Below are 25355 nucleotides of genomic sequence, written 5' to 3'. Positions count from 1 at the left end.
TTCTTGTTCCTGTTTGATTATGCTACCAATGGATCAGGTTTTCCACTGACCGGAAATGACCCAGCGGCCGGCGAAGTTTTCCGGTACCAGAATTGTCTGGCGCGGTGATCCGCTTTCATCAAGTTCGGGATAATCGGTGGTGTAATGCAGGCCGCGGCTTTCGCGGCGCCACAGGGCCGACTGAATGATGAGTTTGGCAACAACCGACAGGTTGCGCAGTTCGAGCAAGTCATTGGTGACGCGGAAATTGCCATAATATTCGTCAATTTCCGACAGCAACAAATCAACCCTGTGCTGGGCGCGCTGAACCCGTTTGGTGGTGCGGACAATGCCGACAAAGTCCCACATCACGTTGCGCAACTGTTCCCAGTTATGGGCAACAATGACTTCTTCGTCTGAGTCGGTAATGCCGGTTTCGTCCCACTCGGGGATTGGTTTGAAATGATCTTCGACCGGCAGGGCCTCGATAATGTCTTTTGAGGCGGCTTCGCCAAACACCAGACATTCCAAAAGCGAATTGGATGCCAATCTGTTTGCACCGTGCAAACCAGTACCGGCACATTCCCCTATCGCGTAAAGCCCGGTAAGGTCGGTACGCCCGCGAAGGTCGGTCAAAACCCCGCCGCATGTGTAATGGGCTGCTGGCACAACCGGGATCGGTTGCTTGGTCATATCAATGCCATAGGTCAGGCAGGTTTCATGGATGGTCGGGAAGTGTTCGCGAATGAAATCAGGCCCCTTGTGGGTGATATCAAGGTAAACGCAATCGGCTCCCAGACGTTTCATTTCATGGTCAATGGCACGCGCGACAATGTCACGCGGGGCCAGTTCGCCGCGCTCATCAAAGCGGTCCATGAAACGCGTGCCATCGGGCAATAGCAGTTTGCCGCCTTCGCCCCGTACGGCTTCGGTAATCAGGAATGACTTGGCTTGTGGATGATAAAGGCATGTGGGGTGGAACTGGCTGAATTCCATATTCATCACCCGGCACCCGGCACGCCATGCCATGGCAATGCCATCGCCGGTCGAGCCATCCGGGTTGGAGGTGAATCGATAGACTTTGCTGGCACCACCAGTTGCCAGCACGACGGTGCGGGCATTAAATGATTTTACTTGCCCGGTTTCGAGATCAAGCGCGTACGCCCCGATACAACGTCGGCCTTCGCCGCCAAACTTTCGGTCGGTGACAAGATCAATTGCCAGAAAGTTTTCAAAAACCTTGATGTTGGGGTGATTGGCGGCCTGGCCTTGAAGCGTGGTTTGAACAGCCCGCCCGGTGGCATCAGCAGCATGGACAATGCGACGGTGGCTGTGCCCACCTTCACGCGTCAGATGAAACGGTTGATCATTCCCGCCTGCCGGATCGCGGGTCAATTGAATGCCAAGTTCATCAAGCCATGCAATGGCACGCGGTGCATTGGCCGCAACATATTCGACCGTTTCACGCTTGCACAGGTCAGCCCCGGCAATCAGCGTGTCGCGCACGTGGTTTTCGATACTGTCAGCGGCATCAAGCACTGCGGCAATGCCACCTTGCGCCCAATTGGTCGAACCATCGTCGATCTTTCCCTTGGAAAGAACCGCAACTTTTACGTGGGGGGCGAGCTTAAGGGCGGTCGACAGCCCAGCAGCACCGCTGCCAATAACGAGCACGTCATAATTGAAAGAGTTTTCGGACATGTTATCCCATCACATTTGGGCAGGACTGGATGGCGGGGAATGGCGCGGTGGCGTCTTCATCCTGCCCTTATCAGAAGCCGCAGAATAGGACTGCTTTTCGCCAATCTCAAACATATTTGTCTGAAATCCATGCCTGAAATTGATTTGCGGGTGTTTTGATCAACGTCAACACCTTGCGATATGCCGATCACCCGATAAATTAAATCGCATGGATCAATTGTGATTTGGGGCATTGTCATGATTAAGAAAGCCGACACGAACGTCGTTTTTGACGGTGGATGCCATTGTGGTGCGGTGCGTTACAGCGTGATGGCACCGCTTGAAGATGCGGTGATGTGTCATTGCCAACTATGCCGTAAATTACACGGCCATGTCAGTTCGTATGCCGGTTTTGATAAAAGTGCTTTGACGCTTGTACGTGATGCCGGATTGCGGTGGTATCGGATATCGCCAAAGACGGATCGGGGATTTTGCAAGGAATGTGGTTCAGGGATTTTCTGGCGCCCGGTTAAATCCGATCATATGGCATTGATGCCCGGCACCCTTGATGACAGTCAGGACCTTAAAACCGGTGGTCAGATTTTCTGTGCGGACAAAGGCGATTATTATCCGATTGATCCATCTATCAAGGAAATTGCGGCGTCCTGATTTGAACGCCGCAATTTGATATGATGATTGGGTTCAGGCCCTAGTCCTGATCGGTCACGCCGGGGACTTTCAGCCAGGTCAGTTCGTGTTTGTTGTTATAAAGGTGCACAACCTTTGATCCCGGGATATCTGCAAACTGGGTGATGGCGGAATAGTCGGTGTCACCTTGCAGTTTGATGGTGCAGATGAAGTTGGTTGCCATGGCGGCATCCATCCACTGGTTGACCAATTGATACAGGCGATCCGGGTAACAGATCACATCCGAGCACAGCCAGTCGATATAGCCAACTTCTTCCGGGTTAAGGCCAAAGGCGCTTTCTTGACGAAAATCAACACGCGGCAGTTTGGCGATATTGGCATCAAGGCGGGCTTTGTCGATGGAAATGACATCGGTGCCAAATTCATGCAAAACCCACGTCCAACCGCCGGGGCTTCCGCCCAGATCCATGGTGCGATCACCAGCCTGCGGTCCCACACCAAGGCGTGTAAAGGCTTCCCACAATTTCAAATAGGCCCGGTTGGGCGGTGTTACTTTGTCTTCTTCAAACTCGATCTCGCCGTTTTTCCAAGGGCTGGAACAATCAGCAGACGCGATGATGGTATCAGGATCAATCAGGGTCCATGAGCCAAGCGGTGCCGTTGGGGCCGGTTCGCCAAAGATCTGACGTTTGGCCGACACATGGGGCAAGTTTGCCTCAATCAGTTTGGCGCGGGAAAAATGGTCAAACTTGAACATCGCCCAGTTGCGCTGATTGAATTTCAGGATTTTGGCCGCACCCTTGATCGAGGGAATCGCAATCCGTACCGGGTTGCGCCAGACATTCTGGGCCCAGAACACACGCCGTTCGGGACCGGGTGCGAACATCAAACGGTCATGGCGTTCGGTGACATCGCCAAGTTCATTGAACAACTGTTCCTCAAACCCGACAGGGGCAAGGTAACCCGTTTCATCCATTGGCTCGATCACGGATTCTACGCCGTCCGGCGTATCGAATATCTGTTTTTCTGTCATCATGGGCCTGCTTTTACGCCCATTTCACGCAATAAAAAAGCGGGAAAGCCGCATGGCAGCTTTCCCGCAATGATGTACCGTAAAAGACAGGCTGAAAATCAGTATTTATCCGCCTGAACCAGACCGTCGATCAGGATAACCTGGGTCGGGTCGCCCTTGATGCCAAAATCGTTGTCATTGATCATCGCAAGTGCGCCATCACCCATGATTGCCAGACCTTCAAGCTTGTTGGGGGCCTGCGGATAATCGGCACTGTCAAACCGCAACGTCTTGGTAACAGCCGTCAGTTTGATGCTGCCAAGGTCGTTGAGTTGTTCAAGTGTCGGGCTGGTCGACATGTCGTCCCAGCGGCTTGCCAGAATGTTGGTTGCACCGTCGAGTTTGATTTCGTGAAGTTTGGTGGTTTTATCGGTGCGTTCAAGAACGAGAAGGCGATCATTGCCCAGTGCGAGCACTTCGGAGATGCGCGGCGCATTCTGTTTCTTCGACGGATCGTTGCGGAAGGTCTGCGGATCATCAAGCTGATAGATATATTCGCCGCTCAGCTTTTTAGATACGCGGTCATAGACGAACAGACGGGTGTTCTTGGCTACTTTGTACGCATCGGCATTCGGGTTGGCCAGAGGGTTTTGAACCATGAAATACAGCTTGGTTTCGTCTGGTGATACGGCCATCGATTCGATGCCGCGGTTGGTCTGGCGTTTCACAAGGATCGCCGGGAGACCACCGCTGACTTTATAAGCAGCACCTTCGAAGTCTTTTTCCGAGCCAGCCGGAACAAGGCGTTCGATGACCGTGCCGTCGGCGGCAACATGAAGAACCGACGGGCCGTTTTCTTCACCAATCCAGTATGTGCCGTCCGTCAGTCGAATGATGCCTTCGGCATCAATCGACGATACCGACTGTTCAAGCGCGTTACCGTTTGCATCAACCGGCTTTTCGGTTTTGGCAACGGTCAGCTTGTTGGTCAGGCCGGTCAGCGGAACACCGTTTTGATCCTTGATGGTGATGACATCCTTGATGTCAAAGGTACCATTGTCACCCAGGAAAATGGTGTAGATCGACGGCGAATAATCCGGGGTCGGATAGACACGGACCTTGTTGCCGTGGCAAACGGCGTCTTCTGAAACACCAAGAACGGTTTCAACATCACCGCAAACAAAGTTCGGGCCGCGGTCAGACACGGCATAGAACATGTTGGACGGATCGCTTGGGCGACGATACGCACCCGATCCCAGACCGACTGTCAGATCACGTGCCTTGCCGCCATCAACCATAACCGTCGACAGGTTGTTGATTGCGCTTTTGGTTTCGAAAATCTTGGCTTCGCCCGCCATTGCCGTTCCGGCAAGAAGCAGTGCTGCGATGCCGGCAACGCCAGCCGCAAATGTATGTTTCATAAAAGTGCCCCCAGAAAAATCATCAGAAACGTAAAAAAGCCCAGCTCAAGCCCGGTTGATGTTCGAGCGAACTGTGTTGCTTTTCACATTAGAGATTTTCTGTGACAGTTTGTTTGCGCTTGCGCGTCGCTTTCATGAAACAAACCGGCGATCAAGTAACAGTGGTTACTTCCAAAAATCTTCGCGTTTGACGGTAAAGGTTTCCGAGATGCTGGCGTATTCCTGATACCCCAGCCGGGCGAGCGGTTCGAACAGGGTAATATCAACCATGCCATCGCGAATGATCGCATCATCAATATGCAAACCAACCACGGTGCCAATCACCATCGCGCAGGGCTTTTCCGGGTTGGCACTGGGCAATTCGACGATCTGAAATACTTCGCATTCCATGTGGATCGGAACACCCTTGATCAGATGGGGTTTGACGCATGTTGCGGGCAGTTTTTCAAGCCCGGCATATTCAAACTCGTCTTCTCCCGGCGGTAATGGTGCCGAACAGAAATTGATCTCGCGCAGCATGGATTTTGGTGCGACGGCAGCGACAAATTCGCCGGTATCGCGTGCGTTGCGCAGGCTATCGACCGATCCCCCCGACGAAAACATCACCATTGGCGGATTGCCATGCACCGCATTGAAAAATGAATAGGGTGCAAGGTTTGGTCTCCCGGCTTTATCCACCGTTGAAATCCAGCCAATCGGTCGTGGTGCTACGCAGGCCTTAAAAGGATCGTGGGGAAGATTGTGGGCGGTTTTTCCAGGTTCGTAGAACATGAGACGTCCGTTCAGAGGGTAATGGTTTCTATTCGGTCGGCGGTTACGCCCCGATCAGCTTGATATGTCGATCACCGGGCTTTGGATCAAAGGGTCGGTGCATATTCATGTTCACGTACATGGTCCGGGCGGTCATTCAGATGCAGGCGGGTTTGTGCCATCGGGGTTTCGGCGATGATTTTACCGCGCCGGATGACAAATAGGCGATTGGCCCGAATGCGGATGGCTTCGATGGTGTCGCGGGCTTGCAGGACGACAAAATCGGCGTTGCTGCCAACTTCAATACCGTATCCTTCAATCCCCATGATCTTTGCCGGTTCGGTGGTCACGGCGTTAAAGCAGGCCCGGATATCGTCGCGTGATGTCATTTGTGCAACATGAAGCCCCATGGACGCGACTTCAAGCATATCCCCCGACCCCATCGAGTACCAAGGGTCCATAACGCAATCATGGCCAAAGGCAACGGTCAGACCAGCGTTGCGCAATTCCGGCACACGGGTCATGCCACGGCGTTTGGGATAGGTGTCATGACGGCCCTGAATGGTGATGTTGATCAGCGGGTTGGCTATTGCGGAAACCTCGGCCTCTGCCATCAGGGCGATCAGTTTGGATACATAGTAATTATCCATCGAATGCATGGAGGTCAGATGCGATCCGGCCACACGGCCCTGAAGACCAAGGCGCTGGGTTTCACAAGCCAGCATTTCAATATGGCGCGACATCGGGTCGTCTGTTTCATCGCAATGCATATCGACCCGCAAACCCCGGTCTGCGGCCATTTCGCAAAGCTCTGTGACGCTGGCGGCCCCATCGGCCATGGTGCGTTCGAAATGCGGAATGCCGCCCACCACATCAACACCCTTATCAAGCGCGCGGATGACGTTTTGCTTGGCCGTTGGACTTCGGAAATAGCCATCCTGCGGGAAGGCAACTAATTGCAGATCAAGATACGGGGCGATCTGCTTTTTGACGTCAAGCAACGCATCAACCGCCAACAACCGATCATCGCAGACATCAACATGGGTCCGGATCGCAAGCAGGCCCTTTGATACGGCAAGATCGCAGTATTTAAGAGCGCGTTCTATAACAGCTTCGGGGGTCAAAAGCGGTTTAAGTTCCCCCCAAAGTGCGATGCCTTCAAGAAGGGTGCCAGACTCATTCATGCGCGGCAGGCCAAGCGACAGCGTCGCATCCATGTGGAAATGGCTGTCGACAAAGGGCGGGCTGACGAGCATGCCGCCGCAATCAATCACCTCAAGCGCAGGGACATCAAGATTTTCACTGATCTCGGCGATTTTGCCATCGACAACTGCGATATCAACGCCCGTTGCACCATTGGCGATATTGGCATTTTTTAGGATCAGATCGGGCTGCATGGTGTCGTCCTTGGTTGGTGGTGGCGAAATCGGGTTTGAGGTCTGCTGTCAGATCAGCGCTGCCCCTTGAACCAGGGGACCAAAAGCGCCTTGGGGTAATCAGCTTTGCGTGCAACCACGATCAGCGCAATGATCGAGAGGATATAGGGCATCATCAAGAACACTTGCGATGGGAAAAACGCGCCGACTTCGGTTTGGAGGCGGACCTGAAACGCGTCAAATGCGCCAAACAGCAATGCGCCGATAAGCGCCTTACCCGGTCGCCAGCTGGCAAAGACGGTCAGCGCAATACAGACCCAGCCGCGACCATTGATCATACCAAAGAAAAATGCGTCAAAGGCCGACATGGTCAAAAAGGCGCCGCCCAGCGCCATCATGGCCGAGCCGACCACAACAGCACCAATGCGCAATCCGTAAACCGAAAGTCCCTGGGCTTCAACCGATGACGGGTTGTCACCAACGGCACGGATCGCGAGGCCAAGCGGGGTGCGATACAAAACCCAGCCGGTGACAAACACCAGCACAAGGGCCAGCATCGTCATCGCGGTTTGTGAAAATAAAGCCTGCCCGATAAACGGCAAGTCAGACAGTATCGGGATATCAAGCGGCTGAAACGGGATGATCCGCGGTGGCGATGACACATCGGGCAATGCGGTGCGATAGGTGAAATACGACAGACTGGTCGCAAGTAACGTCACCCCGATGCCCGATACATGCTGGCTCAGGCCAAGCGGTACGGTCAGGATCGCGTGGATCAGTCCGAAAAATCCCCCGGCAAGGGCGGCAACCAAAACCCCGCCCCATAGGCCAGCCCCCAGCCAAACGGCCATCCAGCCCGCCATGGCACCAGCGGTAAAAATGCCCTCGATCCCAAGGTTCAATACACCGGCCCGTTCGCAAACAAGTGCGCCCAAAACACCGAAAATCAGCGGAGTGGCGATGCGAATGGCGGCTTCCCAAAAACTTGCGGCCAAAAGGATATCAATGATTTCCATGTCTTTTCCCCTTAACCGGCTGTCTTTTTGCGGTCGAACCGGACTTTAAACCGGGTCAAAAATCCGCCGATCAAAACACACAGCAACGACATCGCAACAATCAGATCGGCCAAATAGCTTGAAACACCAATCGCCCGGCTCATGGAATCGGCCCCGACAAATACCGATGCAACGAAAAGTGCCGATATAATCACCCCCACGGGCGACAGGCGCGCCAACATGGCAACAACAATCCCGGCATAGCCATATCCCGGTGACAGGTCCGTTGCGAGATAACCACGCGTCCCGGCAACTTCGGAAACCCCAGCCAGCCCGGCCAAACCGCCGGAAAGGGCGGCGACGAGGATCATGGTTTTGGTCACTGAAATGCCTGAAAACTTTGCCGCAGCAGAGTTTTCACCGACTGCACGGATTTCAAATCCCCACACAGTTCGTTTAACGAAAACCGCCAAGCCACTTGCGGCAACCAGCGCAATGATCAGCCCCAAATGTACGCGCATGCGTTCCAGAAGCGGGGGCAAAATGGCACTGTCGATGATCGGCTCGGACTGTGGCCAGCCCATCGACATCGGGTCTTTCAAAGCCCCTTCCAGCATCATCTGAACAAATAGCAGAACAATGAAGTTCAAAAGAAGCGTGGTGACCACTTCATCAACGCCAAGCCGGGTTTTAAGCAAGGTTGGCCCGATCAGCATCAAGGCCCCGGCGAGCGCCCCGGCAATCATAATCACCGGGATCATGACCCAACTTGGCCCGTCAATCACACCGGTTCCAACGACAACGGCGGCCATGGCCCCCATGTAAAGTTGTCCTTCGGCACCTATGTTCCAAAGCTTGGCGCGAAACGCGATGGCAGCCGCAAGTCCGGTCAGGATCAAGGGTGTGGCACGGGTCAGCATTTCGGAAATCGAAAAGACCGAACCAAATGCGCCACTGATCATTAGGCCATAGGCCTCAATAATCGGCGCGCCTGCCAAGGCCAGTGGAATAGCCGCAAGCAGGATGGCAAAGACGGCAGCGAAAACCGGAACACCATAGACAAGGATCGGGCCGGGATTGGATCTGGGTTCGAACCGGATCATGGCGTTTCTCCCTGATGGATGGTGTTGCTGATCGGTGCTTGTTGGGCGTCGGCTTTGGTTTGTCCAGCCATCATCAGGCCAAGCTCGGATCGGTCAATGGCATCGGTTGGAATGGCTGATGAAAGATGTCCGGCGTGAATAACGGCAATCTGGTCTGAGATCGTCAAAAGTTCGTCCAAATCTTCGGAAATCAGAATGACGGCAGCCCCGTTTTGCCGTGCTTCAAGCAGGCGACGATGGACTTCGGACTGTGCGCCAACGTCGAGGCCGCGTGACGGCTGATTGGCCAAAATCAGTTTTGGTGATTTTTCCAAGACCCGGGCCAGAATAAGCTTCTGGATGTTGCCACCTGACAGCAATCTTGCCGATGCGTCCGGGCCGGGGCAACGTACATCGTAATCCTTGATTGCCTGTTCGGCGCGTTTGCGAATGGCGGCAAAATCAAGGAAGCCGAATTTTTGGTAATCCTTTGACCGGACATCTTCGATGGCGATGTTCTCGGCAACTGTCATCGATCCGACCATGCCATCGTGATGGCGGTCTTCGGGGATACGGGCAATGCCGTTCTGGGCAAATTGATGGGCATCGAATTTTGTAACGATTGCTTCAAAAATCTCGACAGTGCCGCTATCGGGTTTATCAAGACCAGCAAGCAATTGTGCCAGTGCGGCTTGCCCATTGCCCGATACGCCAGCAATGCCAAGAATTTCACCTTCGCAGGCGGTCAGGCTTACACCATGAAGTGATCGGCGGGCATCGCCACGATCAATCGTCACATCTGACAGCCGCAACACAGGCGCACCCGGTGCGCGTTCGGTGCGGCGGCTGACCGGGACCTCGCGACCGACCATCAGTTCGGCAATTGAGCGATGATCGGCATCGCTGGTTTGCATTTCACCGACTTTTTTACCGCCGCGCAAAACCGCAATGCGGTGTGACACGGCAAGGACTTCGGCCAGTTTATGGGCAATGATGATGACCGCAAGGCCGGTTGCGGCCAGTTGGCGCAAGATGACAAACAGGCTATCGGCTTCTTGCGGGGTCAGAACCGCGGTGGGTTCATCGAGAACCAGCAGGCGCGCGTCGCGATAGAGCGCCTTTAGGATTTCAACGCGCTGCTTTTCGCCGACGGTCAGTTTGTGCACTGGCTGATCAAGATCGACATTCAAGCCTGATCCCGACATCAGATCCGCCAGCTTGGCGCGCGCCGCCGTCCGGTCGCGCCGCAGTCTGAAAATCGGTTCGGTGCCAAGGACAATGTTATCGAGCCCCGACAGGTTTTCCGCCAAGGTGAAATGCTGATGAACCATGCCGATCCCGGCATCAAGGGCAGCTTGCGGTGCGCCGGGTTCAAGCTGTTCAAGATTGCCATCGCGATTGGTGACCGTGACGGTGCCTTCATCGGCGACATAATGGCCAAACAGGATGTTCATCAATGTGGTTTTGCCCGCACCATTTTCGCCAAGAAGGGCAACAATTTCGCCCTTATGGACCGTAAGGTCGATGGCATCATTGGCGATCAGCGGGCCAAATTTCTTGGTAATCCCTGCAAGCTGAAGCAGCAGTTCCGGGGACGTTTTATGTGATGAGTGCGCAGCAGATGACATCCGGGTAATCCGTTTGGTTTTTATGCGTCACGCTGTGGGGCGATAATGTGGTGCGTGGCCTGTTGGCCCAAAAAGAAAGGGCAGGTCGGCTTTTATACCGAACTGCCCTGCATTTTAAGGAAATCTTACATAGAAGATTTCGGTTCTTCGTCATTCACCGTGACGGTGAACTTGCCATCAAGAATTTCAGCTTTCTTGGCCTCGACGTCTGCAACCGTGCCATCGGGCAGAAGTGCCGAGTCAAGCACAACGCTGCCGCCGTCATATTCCATGTAGCTGAATTTGCCGTAATTTTCGGCTTTGAACTCACCGGCTTTGACCGCCTCAATCGCGTGGTCAACGGTGGCTTCCATGTGCCAAAGGGCCGAGCCCAGAATGGTCGACGGGTAATCCGCCGCGGTGTCGATCACGTTGCCAACGGCAAGGATATCGCGTTCCTTGGCGGCATCGGAAACGCCAAAGCGTTCGGCGTACATGATGTCGGCACCTTTATCGATCATGGCAAAGGATGCTTCTTTGGCCTTGGGCGGATCGTACCAGCTGTTGATGAAGGTCACCATGAATTCAACATCCGGATTGACCGATTTGGCACCTTCCATGAAGGCATTCATCAGGCGGTTTACTTCCGGGATGGCAAAACCACCGACCATGCCGATTTTGTTGGTTTTGGTGGCTGCACCGGCCGCCATGCCAACCAAATAGCTCGGCTCGTGGATGTAGTTGTCAAAGACCGAGAAGTTTTCGCCTTCCGGGCCGAAGCTTGATCCCATCAAAAAGGCGGTTTCAGGATACTGGGCGGCAACCTTGCGGGCCGCACGTTCAACACCGAAAACTTCCCCCAAAATCAGGTTGGAGCCATTTTCGGCATATTCGCGCATGACGCGCTCATAATCGGTATTGGCAACGTTTTCCGAAAATTCATAGGAAATGTCACCACGTTCCTGGGCTGCGTTCAGCGCCTTGTGGATACGTGAAACCCACTGCTGTTCGACTGGAACGGTATAGATCGCCGAAACCTTGATCGGATCGGCAGCCTGTGCCGGCGCGCCAAAGCCAAATGACACCACCGCTGCTGCGGCCACCATGGCCGAAAGCAGTGCACGGCGGGAAAGGCCGAATGTACCAGACTTCATTATGTCCCCCTGAAGGTTATTGCCGTTGTGCGAAGTTCAACTTTTATGGTCAGTTTGTGAGCAGATTGTATACGCGATCAGAAAAGAGGCAAGGCAAGTTCTGTCCAAACGGTCAGTTTTCGCCTGTTACGCTAAGTATTTGGGATGACATTCAGTTTTGAGGATGTGTCTGGCGTGCAGAAGGCTATGGCCTTACGTCTTTAAGATGATGGGCATTGTTCTGAATGAATGTTTTGCACGGCAATGAGGGGGGCTATTCTGCGGAGTCCGACCGGTCTGACCGGTGAAAGACGCCTCGGCGGCACACGATCCAAAATCTTCCGGTTTTTGAAGCAGACCGGTTAAGATTGTCTAAACAGTCAACGCACTTTCTAACACAATGCGAATCCTTGAAAAATTTCGGAGTCGGTTAACTCTTTCATTAACTATTTGGGTTGATGCTTTGGTCAAGTTTCAAGGGGGAACCTAGAAGGCATCATGACAAAAAAGACATCTTTACCACTTGATCAGGTTCTGGTTGGCGACTGCATCGAAATGATGAACAGCCTGCCGGAGAAATCCGTTGATCTGATCTTCGCCGACCCGCCCTACAATCTTCAGCTTGGCGGTGATCTTTTGCGTCCGAACAACTCCAAGGTTGATGCGGTCGATGATCACTGGGACCAGTTTGACAGTTTCCGTCACTATGACGAGTTTACCCGTGACTGGCTGACAGCAGCGCGCCGTGTGCTTAAAGACACCGGTGCGATTTGGGTGATCGGTTCGTACCACAACATTTATCGTGTTGGTAATACGCTTCAGGACATTGGGTACTGGATCCTCAATGACATTGTCTGGCGCAAAACCAACCCGATGCCGAATTTCCGCGGTAAGCGGTTCTGCAATGCGCATGAGACGCTTCTGTGGTGTTCCAAAAGCGAAGAGCAAAAGGCAATTACGTTCAATTACGAAGCGATGAAGCAGCTTAATGAAGGCCTGCAGATGCGCTCAGACTGGTTGATGCCGATTTGCTCTGGCTCGGAACGTCTCAAAGACGATAACGGTAAGAAAGTCCACCCGACCCAGAAACCCGAAGCGTTGTTGCAACGTGTTTTGTTGGCAACCACCCGTCAGGGCGATGTGGTGCTTGATCCGTTCTTTGGGACAGGGACGACGGGGGCTGCTGCACGCCGCCTTGGACGTCACTTCATCGGGCTGGAGCGCGAAGAAACCTATGCCGAGGCCGCCCGTGAACGGATTGCCAAGGTGCAGATGCTTGACGGTGACAGCCTTGAAGTTACCGAGTCGAAACGCTCTTTGCCGCGGATTCCGTTCGGGGCTGTGATCGAACGTGGCCTGCTGTCGCCGGGCGAGAAAATTTATGACAACCGTGGCAATGTTGCCGCGATGGTCCGTGCTGATGGCTCCATCAGTCATAAGGATAATGCGGGTTCCATCCATCAAATTGGTGCACGTGTTCAAGGCGCAGAAGCTTGTAATGGTTGGACTTATTGGCATTACAAATGTGATGGCCGATTGGTTTCAATCGACAATCTGCGCAGTCAGCTTCGCAAGGAAATGGGTCAGGTCCCCGCCTGATCCTGATCGGGAATTCCCGATTAAATCTATGATGCCTAAAAGCCGACGTGGTTTAAAAACACGTCGGCTTTTGCATTTTCAGGCGAAAGTTGTTATATCTTAGGTCTTGAACTTATCCGTAAGGATAGATGGAGGCGAGAATGCAGGCAGGACCAGTAGGTGGTGCAGGATACGCACCAAACCCAATCCAAATTCAGCAGGCGACAGCACCGATTGCTGAAACCGGCGGCAATGACTTGCAGTCCCCATCGTCACAACGTGTCGAGCAAACAGCAGAAGCAGAAACTTCGCAACAGGCTGCGCCAACGCCCACTGAGGGCCGAGGACAGGTTATCGATATCTACGCCTGACCGCGCCGAGCAAGTTTACAAAACAACAAAGGCCCGTGGGTAAAACCACGGGCCTTTGTTTTGGTTGCGTCAAAGACATATTCGATCGCGGGGTCTAACGATACGTCAGCGCATGTCGAACAATTTTTTTCATCACGGTCGGCAGGGCAAAATCGGCCAACCCGTCAATGGTTGTCCAACTGCCGTCCATCTGGTCAGCCTGATCAGCGGGCAGGGTCGTGGCCAGAACGCTGACGTTCAGGTGAAAATGGGTAAAGGTATGCCCGACAGTACCTTCAAGTTCTGACCATTTTGCCGTTATCGGCGCTTCGGACAGCATGACGTCGTCGGGGACCTCAATGGCGCGCCAGTCACTGCCCGGAACCTCATAAAGCCCCCCCAGCAATCCTTTTTCCGGGCGACGCCGGACCAGAATGCGACCGTCATCTTCGCGGCGTATCCAGAATGCATAGCCAACCCGCGTTGGTTTGGCAGCCTTTTTACGTTTTTTGGGAAGGTCGGGGGCGATGCCTGATTTGCGGCCTTCGCAATCGGCTTGCCATGGGCAGATGCCACAGGCCGGATTGCGCGGGGTGCAGATGGTCGCGCCCAAATCCATCAGCGCCTGAGCATAATCGCCCGGTCGGTCTGACGGGGTCAGGGCTGATGATTTTTCCTTAATTTCCGGCTTTACATCGGGGAGCGGGGTTTCAAGCGCGAACAACCGCGAAATCACCCGTTCGATATTGCCATCGACCGGACTCGCATGACGGTTAAAGGCAATGGCGGCAACCGCGCAGGCGGTATAGGGGCCAATACCGGGCAATTTGAGCAAGCCTTCCTCGGTATCGGGGAAGACGCCGTTATGGTCGTTTGCGACAACTTTGGCGCACTTATGCAGATTGCGCGCCCGGGCATAGTAGCCAAGCCCTTGCCAACCATGCAGAACATCATCAAGTTCAGCACGGGCAAGGTCGGTGACAGTCGGCCAGCGCTGCAAAAACGCATGAAAATACGGACCCACCGTTTGCACGGTGGTTTGTTGCAGCATAATTTCGCTGAGCCATACATGATATGGATTGGGCAAATCGCCCGGCTCTGATCGCCACGGCAGGGTGCGATGATGGCGATCATACCATTCAAGCATGCTGCGGTTGAGGCGATGTATTTCCTGATTGGTGAAATGCACGGCGTTCCCGTGTTATGTTGCGGGTTGAATGACGGGTAATTTTGATCTGACCCTACGAAAGAAGCGGGCGTGAGCAAGAAAAAAGATATCACCGATACGAATGCAGGGTCCCGAGCGGATCAGGTGTCGGGCGACGTGGCGGCAAAAAACGCCATCAAAAAGAGACAGAATATCACCCCGATGGGCAGTTCTGAACGGCGCAATGGCCTTCGCAATGTGGCGCCGCTTGTCGGCAACCTAACACGTCCCTTGGTGCGTAAGCGCGGTTTTTTCCAAACTGAAATTATCCTGCATTGGGCTGAAATCGTCGGACGTGATTTGGAAAAATTCACGATGCCGGTCAAATATATCCAGCCACGCGGCGAAAATGCCGGTGGCGGGACATTGGTCATCCGGGTCAGCGGCCCGGTCGCGATCGAGCTTCAACACCGCATGCCCCAGATCATTGATCGGGTGAATACCTATTTCGGGTATCGTGCTGTTGAACGGATCAAAATGATGCAAGGCGATATATCGCGCCCTGAGCGCACGGTTCATACGCCGACATCCGTTCCCGAAGGCAATATTGCCCGGGCCAGTGAAATCAACATCGCCAAAATCGAAGATCCGCATTTGCGCGAAGTCCTGACCCGGCTTGGGCGTCACATCGCCGGGGCAACCGGTGGTCTTCGGCCCAAGGATGGCAAAAAATAACCTTGCACAAACAGGACGATCCGTCCCAAACAGGCGATCTGTTTTGACACGCGATGGGCATTGGGCCCGTCGGAAGATATCGAATCATTTTATTGGAATGTACGATCACGGAGTTGCCGCATTTTCCCGGCAGCTTGGCGACTCGTTGGTGCGATAGCTGTTTTGGCGCGCGTGTTGACTCCCGCGCTGCAACAGGCTTGTAATCACAAAACTTTGTTTTAACGGAGGTTTCCTTGCTAAAGGCAGTTAAGTTTTTTGCTGGCGCGTTTTTGTTGGCGCTCGGCGTTGTTAACGCACAACCGTCACAGGCAGCAGAATGGAAAGAACATGTTCTGGGCGATGCCGATGCGCCAGTGACGATTATTGAATATGCTTCTTTGACCTGTCCGCACTGTGCTGCGTTCCACAATGAAGTCCTGCCTGAAATCAAGGAAAAGCTGATTGATACCGGCAAGGCGAAAATGATTTTCCGTGATTACCCGCTTGATGGTATCGCCCTTCGCGCGGCAGCCGTTGCGCAGTGTGCCGGTGATGACCGTTATTTCGGTGTTTTGAGCATGCTGTTTAAATCGCAGATGACCTGGGCCCGTTCGGAAGACCCGATTGAGGGTATCAAACAGGTTGTGCGGTTTGGCGGCATGAACGGCGATGCGGTGGATGCGTGTCTGGCCGACGAAGCCATGATTGACGCGATTGTTGCATCGCGCATGAGGGGTGAGCAGGAATACAGTGTTTCATCCACGCCAAGCTTTATCATTGATGGTGAAACCATTGCTGGTGCACGTGAAGCTGAATTCTTTATCGACAAAGTCGAAGACCTTATCGACTGATAAAATAAGATCTGCCGGGTGCCGTCTGGGACGGTGTCCGGCGACAGGGGCAAAAGGTGCGGACCGGGGGACATGATTGGTCCAGTTTAAATCGTTACGGCTGACGGGGTTCAAATCCTTCGTCGATTCAACAGATCTTCTGGTTGAAGACGGGCTGACAGGTGTTGTCGGCCCGAACGGCTGTGGCAAATCCAATCTTGTCGAAGCGCTGCGTTGGGTCATGGGGGAAACCTCGGCCAAGCAAATGCGTGGTTCGGACATGTCCGACGTTATTTTTGGCGGGACATCGTCGCGACCTGCGCGCAACGTGGCCGAAGTTAGCGTGACGCTTGATAACAGCGAACGCAAAGCCCCCGCCATGTTCAACGATTTCGAAATGCTCGAAGTCACACGGCGTATTGAACGCGGTGGCGGATCAAATTACCGGGTAAATGGCAAGGATGTGCGGGCGCGCGATGTGCAATTGCTGTTTGCCGATGCCGCGACCGGTGCGCGGTCCACAGCCATGGTGTCTCAGGGTAAAATCGGTGCGCTGATTGGTGCAAAACCAAGTCAGCGCCGCCTGATTTTGGAAGAAGCCGCCGGGATTACCGGCCTGCATTCGCGCCGTCACGAAGCCGAACTTCGACTGAAAAATGCCGAACAGAACCTTGAACGGCTTGAAGATGTCCTTGTGACCCTGGACGGGCAAATTGCATCCTTGCAAAAACAGGCCCGACAGGCCGAACGATATCGCAAACTCAGCATCGGCATCCGCCAGACCGAAGCACTGCTGTTTCATATCCGGTGGACGGACGCGCAGAAACGTCAGGAAGACGCCCGCGAAGTGCTGGTGGCCGGTGAAAGTGCCGTGCGTGACCTGACATCGTCAGTCACCGAAGCCACCACCGTTCAGGCCCATATTGCCGCAAGTCTGCCCGACCTTCGCAAAAAAGAAGCCGATGCGGCCGCCGCCCTGCAACGCCTTTTGATCGAGCGTGAAGGTCTGGATAAAGACAAGGCGCAGATCGAAACCCAGATGAGCCAGCTGCGTGGACGCATTCAGCAAATTGATGCCGATCTATCGCGCGAAGCCGAACTGGCAAGCGATGCACATGGCGCGCTTGAGAAGTTGAAAGCCGAGGGCGAAGAACTGCGTGATGCGCAGGGTGGTGAGGACGACGAGCTTGATATGGCCAAGGAAACGGCTGCTGAAAAGGCGCTGTTTGTCGAAGAGCTTGAAGCCGAGGCCGAAGCCCTGACCAGTAAGGTTGCCGACGAAGAAGCACGCCTGAAATCGGTTCAGCAACGTCTTGGTGAACTCAATGGACGGCGCAATCGCCTGACCGAGCGCCATGACGAAGCCGTTGCCAAACTTGATGATATTCGCATCGAAGCAGATTTTGACGAGGCCCTTGAAGAAGCAAGCATGCATCTTGAAGAGTGCGAAGAGCTGTGTGAGCAGCGCAAAATGGCAACCGAAGAAGCCGAAATGCGCTTGGCCGAATTGCGCGACCGAGAAGACAATCTGAAAACGGCTGAAAACGACGCCCGGGATGCTCTGCGTGATGCTGAAAGCAAAAAGTCGCGCCTTCAGGCGGAAATAGAAGCCCTTGAAAGCCTGCTTAAAGGCAACGCCGATCAGCAACACCGCGCCGTGATCGAAGATATTTCTGTGCAAAGCGGTCTTGAACTGGCAATGGCGGCTGCCCTTGGCGAAGACCTTGATGCGCCCGATGCCGATGATGCGCCGATGCATTGGTCGGTGATTGATCCGGCCACGGATGATCCTGCCTTGCCCGACGGTGTCGCTGCTCTTGCCAAGTTTGTCGAAGCACCGGCCCTTTTGAACCGCCGTCTATGGCAGATCGGGGTTGTTGATGACGAGGCAACCGGCAATTGGCTGGCTAAAAACCTGAAGGCAGGTCAGCGGCTTGTCTCGCGCGAAGGCGCGCTTTGGCGCTGGGATGGCTATCGTATTTTGGCGGGGGCAGAATTGCCGGCTGCTGTTCGATTGCGTCAGCGCAACCGCCTTGAAGAATTGCGTGGCGAACTTGAAGAAGCCGAGGCCATCGTCGAGACGGCAAGCGAGCGTTCAGAAATCGCCAATGAAAATGTTGAGCGCCTCGAAGAAGAAATCGAAACCGCCCGTACTGCCGAACAGGAAACCCATCGTGCGGTGCGTGAAGCCGAAGGCACTCTGTCGCGTGCCCGCGAAGAAATAGCCAACATCAAACGCGATGCCAGCGCGATTGAAGGCCGTCTGCAAAACGCAGAAGAAGCCGAAAAGCGTGCAAAACAAGACCTTGATGAAGTCATCACTGAATACAACGAGCTGTCAGCTCTGCCCGAAGAAAGCAGCGAAGGGCTGATGGAAATTAAGGCCGAACTGATCGAAAAACGCGCCAATCTGGCCGATGCGCGTGCCGATCAGATGGAAGCCAGAAGTCAGCTTGATCGCATGCTGCGTGATATGTCGGGCAGACGGAAGCGTCTTGAATTTGTTGAGAACGAAATTTCATCCTGGAATGAACGGGCGTCGGGTGCGGGGGAACGGGTTTCGGAACTGCGCGAACGTCAGGAAGAAGCCCGGATGGAGATCGAGGAGCTTGAACTCAAGCCCGAAGAGATCGAAGAACGCCGCGCGATCCTGTCTGACCGGATTGATCTTTCTGATCAAACCCGTAAGGAGGCGGCCGACGGATTACAACGTGCCGAAAATGCTCAGCGTGAAGCCGACGTCAACCTGAAAGAAGCCGAACAGAAACTGGCCGAAGCCCGCGAGGGGCGCGTGCGCTGTGAAGCCCTTCTGGAGCAGGCCGAACAGCATCGTCGCGATTTGATCGAACGCATTCGTGAACGAATCAATGCGACGCCAGACCAATTGGTTGAGTTGGGTGAAATTGACCTGACCAAGGAACTTCCCGGCGAGGGGGACATTGACGCGCGTCTGCAACGCCAATCGCGTGAACGTGAAAACCTTGGTGCGGTTAACCTCAGGGCTGAAGTTGAGCTTGCCGAGATGCAAGAGCAAAAAGATACCATGGTATCTGAACGCGATGACCTGACAGCGGCGATTGACAAATTACGCAATGGCATCAATCAGCTGAACCGCGAAGCACGTGCGCGGCTTAAAGTCGCCTTTGACGAAGTCGACAAACATTTCCAACAGTTGTTTGTTCGCCTGTTTGGCGGCGGTGGTGCGCATCTGATGTTGACCGATGCAGATGATCCGCTCGAAGCCGGGCTGGAAATTATGGCATCCCCACCGGGCAAGAAATTGCAGCACCTGTCGTTGCTATCAGGTGGGGAGCAGGCCTTGACCGCGGTGGCGCTTTTGTTCGCGGTCTTCCTAACCAATCCGGCACCGATTTGCGTGCTTGATGAGGTTGACGCGCCGCTTGATGACGCCAACGTTGACCGGTTCTGTAAGTTGCTTGAGGCGATTGGCCGTCATGCCAACACGCGCTTTTTGGTCATTACTCACCATCGCATGACCATGGCCCGCATGAACCGTCTGTTTGGTGTTACCATGGCCGAACGCGGCGTGTCATCGCTGGTTTCAGTCGACCTGCATCAGGCAGAAGTATATTCCAAGAAAGAACAAACCGAGCTTGATTTTACCAGTTAGGTTACTTTCCTAGCGCCGCTATGAATGTTACACCGTTGCAAAATTTTACAAAGGTGTGAGCATCCATGTCGCAAAAAGTCCGCGAACTTTATGAACAGTTTCCCTACCCGCTGCGTGACCCGCGGGAGGAAAAGGAACGTTTGTTGATGCCGCCAATGGATACGCTTTCACGGGTAAATCACTATGGCTTTGGCGGCCGGAAAGTGGTCAATGACAACTTCCGCGCGCTTGTCGCAGGGGGCGGCACTGGCGATGCCATGATCTGGCTTGCCGAGCAACTGCGCGACGCCGGGGGTACGGTGACCTATCTTGAGCCGTCGCTTGCCAGTACCAAGGTTGCCAGTGCGCGCGCCGAGGCACGCGGGCTTGAAAACGTTACCTATGTCAATGCGACGATATCCGACTTTGCCGCGTCAAAACCCGATGGATTTGATTACATCAATTGTGCGGGTGTGCTGCATCACCTTGAAGACCCCGAAGAAGGCCTGCGTGATTTGACCATGGTCCTGAAGCCCGAAGGGGTGATGGGGGTTATGGTATACGGCGAACATGGGCGTCTGGCGGTAACAGAATGGCGCAAAATGGTAGCACCACTTTTGCCCGAAAAGGATCTGGGTGCGCAATTGGCGATGACCAGAGCACTTTTGGCCGACCTTCCCGACGACAACATGTTGCTAAAAATGGGCGGCGGTCCGGGCTTTATCAAAGGGTTGCTTGAAAACGATCCGGAAATTGTCGATTTGCTGCTTCACCCTGTGGAGTGTGCCTATGACGTTCACGGGGTGTATGACTTTGCCGCCTCGGCCGGATTGAAGGTTGCGGCCTTTACCGGGTTCTTTGGTTTTGGCGGCACGGGCAAGGCGCATTACGCCATCGAAAACCTTGTGCGCGATCAACGTATCTTACGCGAATTGGCAACCAAGCCACTGCGCGATCAGCAGGCCTTCTGTGAACGGTTTAGCGGGGCGATGCCACTGCATGCGTTTTATCTGACCAAGGCCGAAGGTGGGGGTGCAGACGATGCACAAGGTGCCAGTGGTGTGTTACCCGATACAGATTTGGCGCCTTATTTCTTCGTCCGGCCGAACGAGACGTTCTTTGACGATCTGATCGCGCTTTCGGGGCAGCCGGTTTTGATCGAAGATGGCAGCGGGAATGCAATTGACCTGACCGGCGGGCCTGATTTGGCAAAGCTGCTTTCTGTGTTTGATGGGACCAGAACGGTTGAACAGCTTATTGCCGTTCTGCGCGATGAAATTCTTGATCGCCAACCCATCGACATGAACCAGATTGCCGCAAACACCCTTGGCGCTGTCTGGGCCTTGTTTAACAAGTTCGACTGGATGCTCGCCGCACTTCCTAATGGATGGCAACAGGCTGATCAGCAAAGAACACTTTCGGTGCGTAAGCTGTAAATTACTGGTCCATCGGACGCCCCGGCGCGGTGTGCGCTGACGGTGAATCGGCCTTGGTGAAATCGCACTGTCTGGTTTCAAATTGCCTTTAGCGGGTGAAATCTCGGTCACTTTGGTTGAAAACGCCCGAATAGATTGAAATTAAGATTAACTGTGATCTTGGGCACTCAATGTGCTTAAATGCGTAAGAAACAAGGAAAACCGCCGGTTGCAGCGGATGTCGCCCGTGATAGGGCAGTATAATCGTCTGCAACTATCGCCTAACGTCAAATGTGTTTTCCTTCACATTGTGCTGGTTTAATCTTTATTTTTCATATGTTTAGGTGGTTTATTGAGTGCCCTGTCGGGTGGGGTTTTACAGCTTGACAGCCCATGGGGTGCTAAGTATGTTGCCCGCGCATTTCCTTGCGACGTTTGCAAGGCTGCTAAAGCGGGGTTCACGACAATGAGCGATGACAAAGATCGCGCTTCATTAGAAGAGCTTGAAACGAAGCTTTCGGCAGTCGCGCACAAACGCGAAGAAAAGCACAGCCCGAACCGGGCGACTGGTAAACCATCCCAAGGGATGGCAATCGGCATGAGGATTTCGGCGGAAATGATCGCTGCGGTTCTTGTTGGTTTGCTGATTGGCTGGGCGCTGGATCGGGTGCTTGATACGACGCCTTGGCTTATTGTTCTGTTTGTCTTTCTCGGAGCAGGAGCTGGAGGTTTAAACGCTTATCGCGTTGCCAAAGGATACGACAGTGCTGTCGGACTGGGGCGTGCGATGAGGGAGCGCAGCAAGCAGGGCGACGAGGATTAACCTCGAAACCTTATAATATTGAGCGAGGATTACGGTGGCTGGACCGCTAGAGCAGTTTGAAATCAAACCATTGGCCGATCTTTCGGTTGGCGGTATTGACGTTTCCTTCACCAACTCCGCACTTTGGATGGTGATCGCAGCCGTTCTGGTAACGTGCTTCATGACGATGTCTATGCGTCGTGGTGCATTGGTTCCCGGACGCTGGCAGGGTGCTGCCGAGGTGATGTATGAGTTCGTCGCCAATATGCTCAAAGACAACGTTGGAAGTGCGGGACGTAAGTATTTCCCGTTCATTTTCACGCTTTTCATGTTTGTGATGTTCGGGAACCTGCTTGGCATGATCCCGCACAGCTTTACTTTTACGAGCCACATCGCGGTTAACTTCGCGCTGGCTCTGGTGATTTTCATTGGTGTGACGGTCATCGGCTTTATGCGTCATGGTACGCATTACTTCCGGATGTTCTTCCCGGAAGGCGCGCCGATTGCGACCGCGATCATTTTGATCCCGATTGAAATCATCTCCTATTTCTCTCGTCCGTTCAGCTTGGCGATCCGACTGTTTGCAAATATGACAGTTGGCCACATCATGCTGAAGGTTATCGGTGGGTTCGTCGGCCTGATTGGCATTCTTGGCGTGCTTCCGTTTGCTCTTCTGACGGGGATTACTGTTCTGGAGTTCGGCATTGCTGCGCTTCAGGCTTATGTGTTCACAATTCTCACCTGCATCTATCTCCATGATGCAATCCACATGCACTGATGTGTGTGGTTTGGTGTGATCTCTTCTGATTGCCTTTAAGAAATTCGAAAGGGTGAAGTTATGGAACTCGATGCTGCAAAGATGATCGGTGCTGGCCTGGCTGCTATTGGTATGATTGGTGCCGGTATCGGTGTCGGTAACATCTGGTCAAGCCTGATTGCCACTGTTGGCCGTAACCCGGCTGCCAAAGCTGATGTAGAACTTTATGGCTGGATCGGTTTTGCCGTTACCGAAGCTATTGCGCTTTTCGCACTTGTCGTTGCGCTGATCGTTCTCTTCGTATAATCGGCGCCTTTTGAGCGAATACTCGGCCCGGCGAGGAACGCCCTCGCCGGTGTCGTTGAATTCGGGAGTAGGCTATGCCGCAGTTTGATATTGCGACGTTCTCAGAACAGATTTTCTGGCTGTTTGTTATTTTCACCATCTTGTATTTCTTGATGTCGAAAATTGCGCTGCCAAAAGTCGGTGAAGTTCTTGAACGCCGTCAAAAGAACATCGAAGACAATCTTGGCAAGGCTCGGGCGTTGAAAGACGAAACCGATGCCGCTATCGCGAAGTACGAGGCTGCTTTGGCAGAAGCTCGTGATGCTGCGCAAGCAGACATTCGTGAAGCTTCGGAAAAGGCTGCTGCAGAGCAGGCTAAAAAAACCGAAGCACTGGTCAAGAAGCTGTCTAAAAAGACATCTGATGCCGAAAAGGCAATTGTGGATGCCAAAACGGATGCGATGAAAGGTGTTGCGGAAGCAGCCTCTGAAATCGCCCGCGAAGCAACCGACAAACTTATCGGCGTCAAGGTTCAGGCCAAAACTGCCGACAAGGCTGTTTCGGCTATTGTAGGAGAGTAAGATAATGGCAACCCATGAGGTTACTTTCCTTACCGATCCATACACATGGACCACGCTTTCGTTCGTTTTGGTCGTTGGGTTTGGCGGGTTCAAAGCCGTCAAAGGGATCTCTGCTGCACTTGATAAACGTGCAAAGAAGATTTCCGACGACATTGACGAAGCTCAGCGTCTTCGCGAAGAAGCTCAGGAGCTTCTGGCCAATTATCAGGCCAAACAACGCGAAGCCCTGAAGGAAGCTGACGAGATCCGCGCGCATGCCAAGGCTGAAGCCGACCGTATGCTGGAAAGCGCCCAGGCTGAGCTCAAAGCGGCACTTAAGCGCCGTGAACAGCAGGCTCTGGAACGTATCTCCAATCTCGAAAGCCAGGCGGTTGCCGAAGTTCGTGCGCATGTCGCCGAAATCGCAACCAAGGCGACCATGGCCCTTGTTTCTGACAAGGTTTCTGGTGCCAAGGCTGACGAACTGGTTGATAACGCGATCGCGGAAATCAAGGGTCGCCTGAACTAAGATTTTCCGTTTTACGGATTTAAAAACCCCGCAGCACTGCTGCGGGGTTTTTTGTTTGTCCCATGACAATCATCACATGACTGCTCGGGGCCTGTTATGAACCTTTGAACCTGTCGCGGTCATGGGGCGCATCGAAATCAAGAGCCGGGCCAATTGGCACCACACCGTGCGGGTTGATGGACGGATGGCTTTGATAATAGTGGTTTTTGATATGGTCAAAATGGACCGTTTCTTTGATCCCGGGATGTTGATAGAGCGCGCGGGTATAGTTCCAAAGGTTTGGATAATCGCGCAGCATCCGCAGATTGCATTTAAAATGCCCGTGATAGACCGGATCAAAACGCACCAGCGTGGTAAACAGCCGCCAATCGGCCTCTGTGAGGCGATCATCCGCAAGGTAGGGCTGGGTTGATAAACGGTCTTCAATCCAGTCCAGCGCATTAAAAAGCGTCTTGGCGGCGTCTTCATAGGCAGACTGCGTTGTGGCGAAGCCGGATTTGTAAACGCCGTTGTTGATCTCGTGATACACGCGTTCATTTACTTGGTCGATTTCGCCACGCAAACCTTCCGGGTAATAGTCGCCGGGTTTAGCCCCAAGATCATCAAACGCACTATTTAGCATGCGGATGATCTCCGACGATTCATTACTCACAATGCTGTTGGTTTTCTTGTCCCAAAGGACCGGCACGGTGACACGACCGGTATAGTCCGGTTTCGCATCGGTATAGACCTGATGCATGAAGTCGCGGTCGGCCAGATCGTCAGTCAAACCGTCTTTGCGCGAAAACTCCCAGCCATTTTCTGCCATATGCCAGTGAACCACAGACACAGAAATCATGTCCTCAAGGCCCTTAAGCGCGCGCATGATCAAGGCGCGGTGCGCCCACGGGCAGGCATAGGAAACATAAAGATGGTAACGGCCTGCTTCGGCGGGGAAACGGGCATCGGTATCTTTGGATAGCCAATTGCGAAACGCAGAATCCTGACGTTTGAATTTTCCGCCCGTGCTTTTGGTATCGTACCACTGATCTTGCCAGCGTCCTTCGACCAACAGTCCCATCTTGTTTCCTCCGGCGTCGTCGTTTTGGATTTAGG

General features: G+C 53.7%; 23 protein-coding genes. 12 read left to right on the top strand and 11 right to left on the bottom strand.

The genetic code is table 11. From position 1 onward, the window contains the following. Positions 1-33 precede the first annotated feature (33 nt). Positions 34-1680 carry an L-aspartate oxidase gene (gene nadB, locus AMM48_RS12895; RefSeq protein WP_102784371.1) on the bottom strand — a complete coding sequence of 549 codons (1647 nt, stop codon included), beginning with the start codon at positions 1678-1680 and terminating at the stop codon, positions 34-36. A gap of 237 nt (positions 1681-1917) precedes the next feature. On the opposite strand from nadB, the gene AMM48_RS12890 reads away from it, so the two are divergent. Beyond that, positions 1918-2328, top strand: coding sequence for a GFA family protein (locus tag AMM48_RS12890; protein WP_102784511.1), 411 nt, complete (start codon positions 1918-1920; stop codon positions 2326-2328). Between the two features lie 40 nt (positions 2329-2368). On the opposite strand, the gene AMM48_RS12885 is transcribed toward AMM48_RS12890, so the two are convergent. The 8 genes from AMM48_RS12885 to AMM48_RS12850 all read right to left on the bottom strand — a co-directional run bounded on the left by AMM48_RS12885 (position 2369) and on the right by AMM48_RS12850 (position 11704). Next, entirely contained in the window at positions 2369-3340 is a 972-nt protein-coding gene (locus tag AMM48_RS12885) for an SAM-dependent methyltransferase (protein ID WP_244271222.1), read from the bottom strand. Between the two features lie 98 nt (positions 3341-3438). After that, positions 3439-4740 carry an esterase-like activity of phytase family protein gene (locus tag AMM48_RS12880; protein WP_102784370.1) on the bottom strand — a complete coding sequence of 434 codons (1302 nt, stop codon included), beginning with the start codon at positions 4738-4740 and terminating at the stop codon, positions 3439-3441. 165 nt (positions 4741-4905) lie between these two features. Then, entirely contained in the window at positions 4906-5511 is a 606-nt protein-coding gene (locus AMM48_RS12875) for a flavin reductase family protein (RefSeq protein WP_102784369.1), read from the bottom strand. An 86-nt stretch (positions 5512-5597) separates the two neighbouring features. After that, the gene (locus AMM48_RS12870; protein WP_102784368.1) at positions 5598-6887 is read right to left on the bottom strand and encodes an amidohydrolase family protein; all 1290 of its coding nucleotides are present in this window, start codon (positions 6885-6887) and stop codon (positions 5598-5600) included. A 53-nt stretch (positions 6888-6940) separates the two neighbouring features. Then, on the bottom strand, positions 6941-7882 hold the full coding sequence (locus AMM48_RS12865) for an ABC transporter permease (protein ID WP_022731603.1): 942 nt from the start codon (positions 7880-7882) through the stop codon (positions 6941-6943). An 11-nt stretch (positions 7883-7893) separates the two neighbouring features. After that, positions 7894-8964 carry an ABC transporter permease gene (locus AMM48_RS12860; RefSeq protein ID WP_102784367.1) on the bottom strand — a complete coding sequence of 357 codons (1071 nt, stop codon included), beginning with the start codon at positions 8962-8964 and terminating at the stop codon, positions 7894-7896. Beyond that, a complete protein-coding gene (locus tag AMM48_RS12855; RefSeq protein ID WP_102784366.1) occupies positions 8961-10571 on the bottom strand; it encodes an ABC transporter ATP-binding protein in 1611 nt (536 codons plus the stop codon). The genes AMM48_RS12860 and AMM48_RS12855 overlap by 4 nt, the downstream gene beginning before the upstream one ends. A gap of 125 nt (positions 10572-10696) precedes the next feature. After that, positions 10697-11704, bottom strand: a complete 1008-nt coding sequence (locus AMM48_RS12850) for a BMP family protein (RefSeq protein WP_102784365.1) — start codon at positions 11702-11704, stop codon at positions 10697-10699. Positions 11705-12181: 477 nt separating this feature from the next. On the opposite strand from AMM48_RS12850, the gene AMM48_RS12845 reads away from it, so the two are divergent. Then, on the top strand, positions 12182-13282 hold the full coding sequence (locus AMM48_RS12845) for a site-specific DNA-methyltransferase (RefSeq protein WP_022731599.1): 1101 nt from the start codon (positions 12182-12184) through the stop codon (positions 13280-13282). A gap of 140 nt (positions 13283-13422) precedes the next feature. Then, on the top strand, positions 13423-13632 hold the full coding sequence (locus AMM48_RS12840) for a hypothetical protein (protein WP_244271221.1): 210 nt from the start codon (positions 13423-13425) through the stop codon (positions 13630-13632). A gap of 94 nt (positions 13633-13726) precedes the next feature. Here the strand turns inward: AMM48_RS12840 and mutY are convergent, their stop codons facing one another. Next, a complete protein-coding gene (gene mutY / locus AMM48_RS12835) occupies positions 13727-14800 on the bottom strand; it encodes an A/G-specific adenine glycosylase (protein ID WP_102784363.1) in 1074 nt (357 codons plus the stop codon). Between the two features lie 69 nt (positions 14801-14869). Here mutY and AMM48_RS12830 point away from each other — a divergent pair, with 69 nt between their 5' ends. The 9 genes from AMM48_RS12830 (at position 14870) to AMM48_RS12790 (ending at position 24260) form a co-directional block, all read left to right on the top strand. Continuing rightward, on the top strand, positions 14870-15493 hold the full coding sequence (locus AMM48_RS12830; RefSeq protein ID WP_102784362.1) for a DciA family protein: 624 nt from the start codon (positions 14870-14872) through the stop codon (positions 15491-15493). A gap of 233 nt (positions 15494-15726) precedes the next feature. Further along, complete coding sequence (locus AMM48_RS12825) at positions 15727-16323, top strand: thioredoxin domain-containing protein (protein ID WP_102784361.1); 597 nt, start codon at positions 15727-15729, stop codon at positions 16321-16323. Between the two features lie 76 nt (positions 16324-16399). Continuing rightward, a complete protein-coding gene (gene smc / locus AMM48_RS12820; RefSeq protein ID WP_102784360.1) occupies positions 16400-19933 on the top strand; it encodes a chromosome segregation protein SMC in 3534 nt (1177 codons plus the stop codon). 65 nt (positions 19934-19998) lie between these two features. Further along, positions 19999-21348: a class I SAM-dependent methyltransferase gene (locus tag AMM48_RS12815; RefSeq protein WP_102784359.1), complete on the top strand. Its 1350-nt coding sequence runs from the start codon at positions 19999-20001 to the stop codon at positions 21346-21348. Positions 21349-21793: 445 nt separating this feature from the next. Beyond that, positions 21794-22150, top strand: coding sequence for an AtpZ/AtpI family protein (locus AMM48_RS22395; RefSeq protein WP_028791436.1), 357 nt, complete (start codon positions 21794-21796; stop codon positions 22148-22150). A 34-nt stretch (positions 22151-22184) separates the two neighbouring features. Then, the gene (locus AMM48_RS12805; RefSeq protein ID WP_022731591.1) at positions 22185-22907 is read left to right on the top strand and encodes a F0F1 ATP synthase subunit A; all 723 of its coding nucleotides are present in this window, start codon (positions 22185-22187) and stop codon (positions 22905-22907) included. A 60-nt stretch (positions 22908-22967) separates the two neighbouring features. Next, a complete protein-coding gene (locus tag AMM48_RS12800) occupies positions 22968-23192 on the top strand; it encodes a F0F1 ATP synthase subunit C (RefSeq protein WP_022731590.1) in 225 nt (74 codons plus the stop codon). Between the two features lie 74 nt (positions 23193-23266). Continuing rightward, a complete protein-coding gene (locus AMM48_RS12795) occupies positions 23267-23752 on the top strand; it encodes an ATP synthase subunit B' (protein WP_022731589.1) in 486 nt (161 codons plus the stop codon). A gap of 4 nt (positions 23753-23756) precedes the next feature. Beyond that, positions 23757-24260, top strand: coding sequence for a F0F1 ATP synthase subunit B (locus AMM48_RS12790; protein WP_022731588.1), 504 nt, complete (start codon positions 23757-23759; stop codon positions 24258-24260). Positions 24261-24354: 94 nt separating this feature from the next. Here AMM48_RS12790 and AMM48_RS12785 read toward each other — a convergent pair whose 3' ends face one another. Next, positions 24355-25320 (bottom strand): glutathione S-transferase family protein, encoded by a 966-nt coding sequence (locus AMM48_RS12785; RefSeq protein ID WP_102784358.1) that lies wholly within the window; start codon positions 25318-25320, stop codon positions 24355-24357. Positions 25321-25355 lie beyond the last annotated feature (35 nt).

Origin of the sequence: Thalassospira sp. GB04J01, from assembly GCF_000751115.1 — a bacterium.
GTDB lineage: Bacteria > Pseudomonadota > Alphaproteobacteria > Rhodospirillales > Thalassospiraceae > Thalassospira > Thalassospira lucentensis.
Note: the sequence above shows the minus strand (reverse complement) of the source record. Positions and strands in the feature narration are given on the sequence as shown.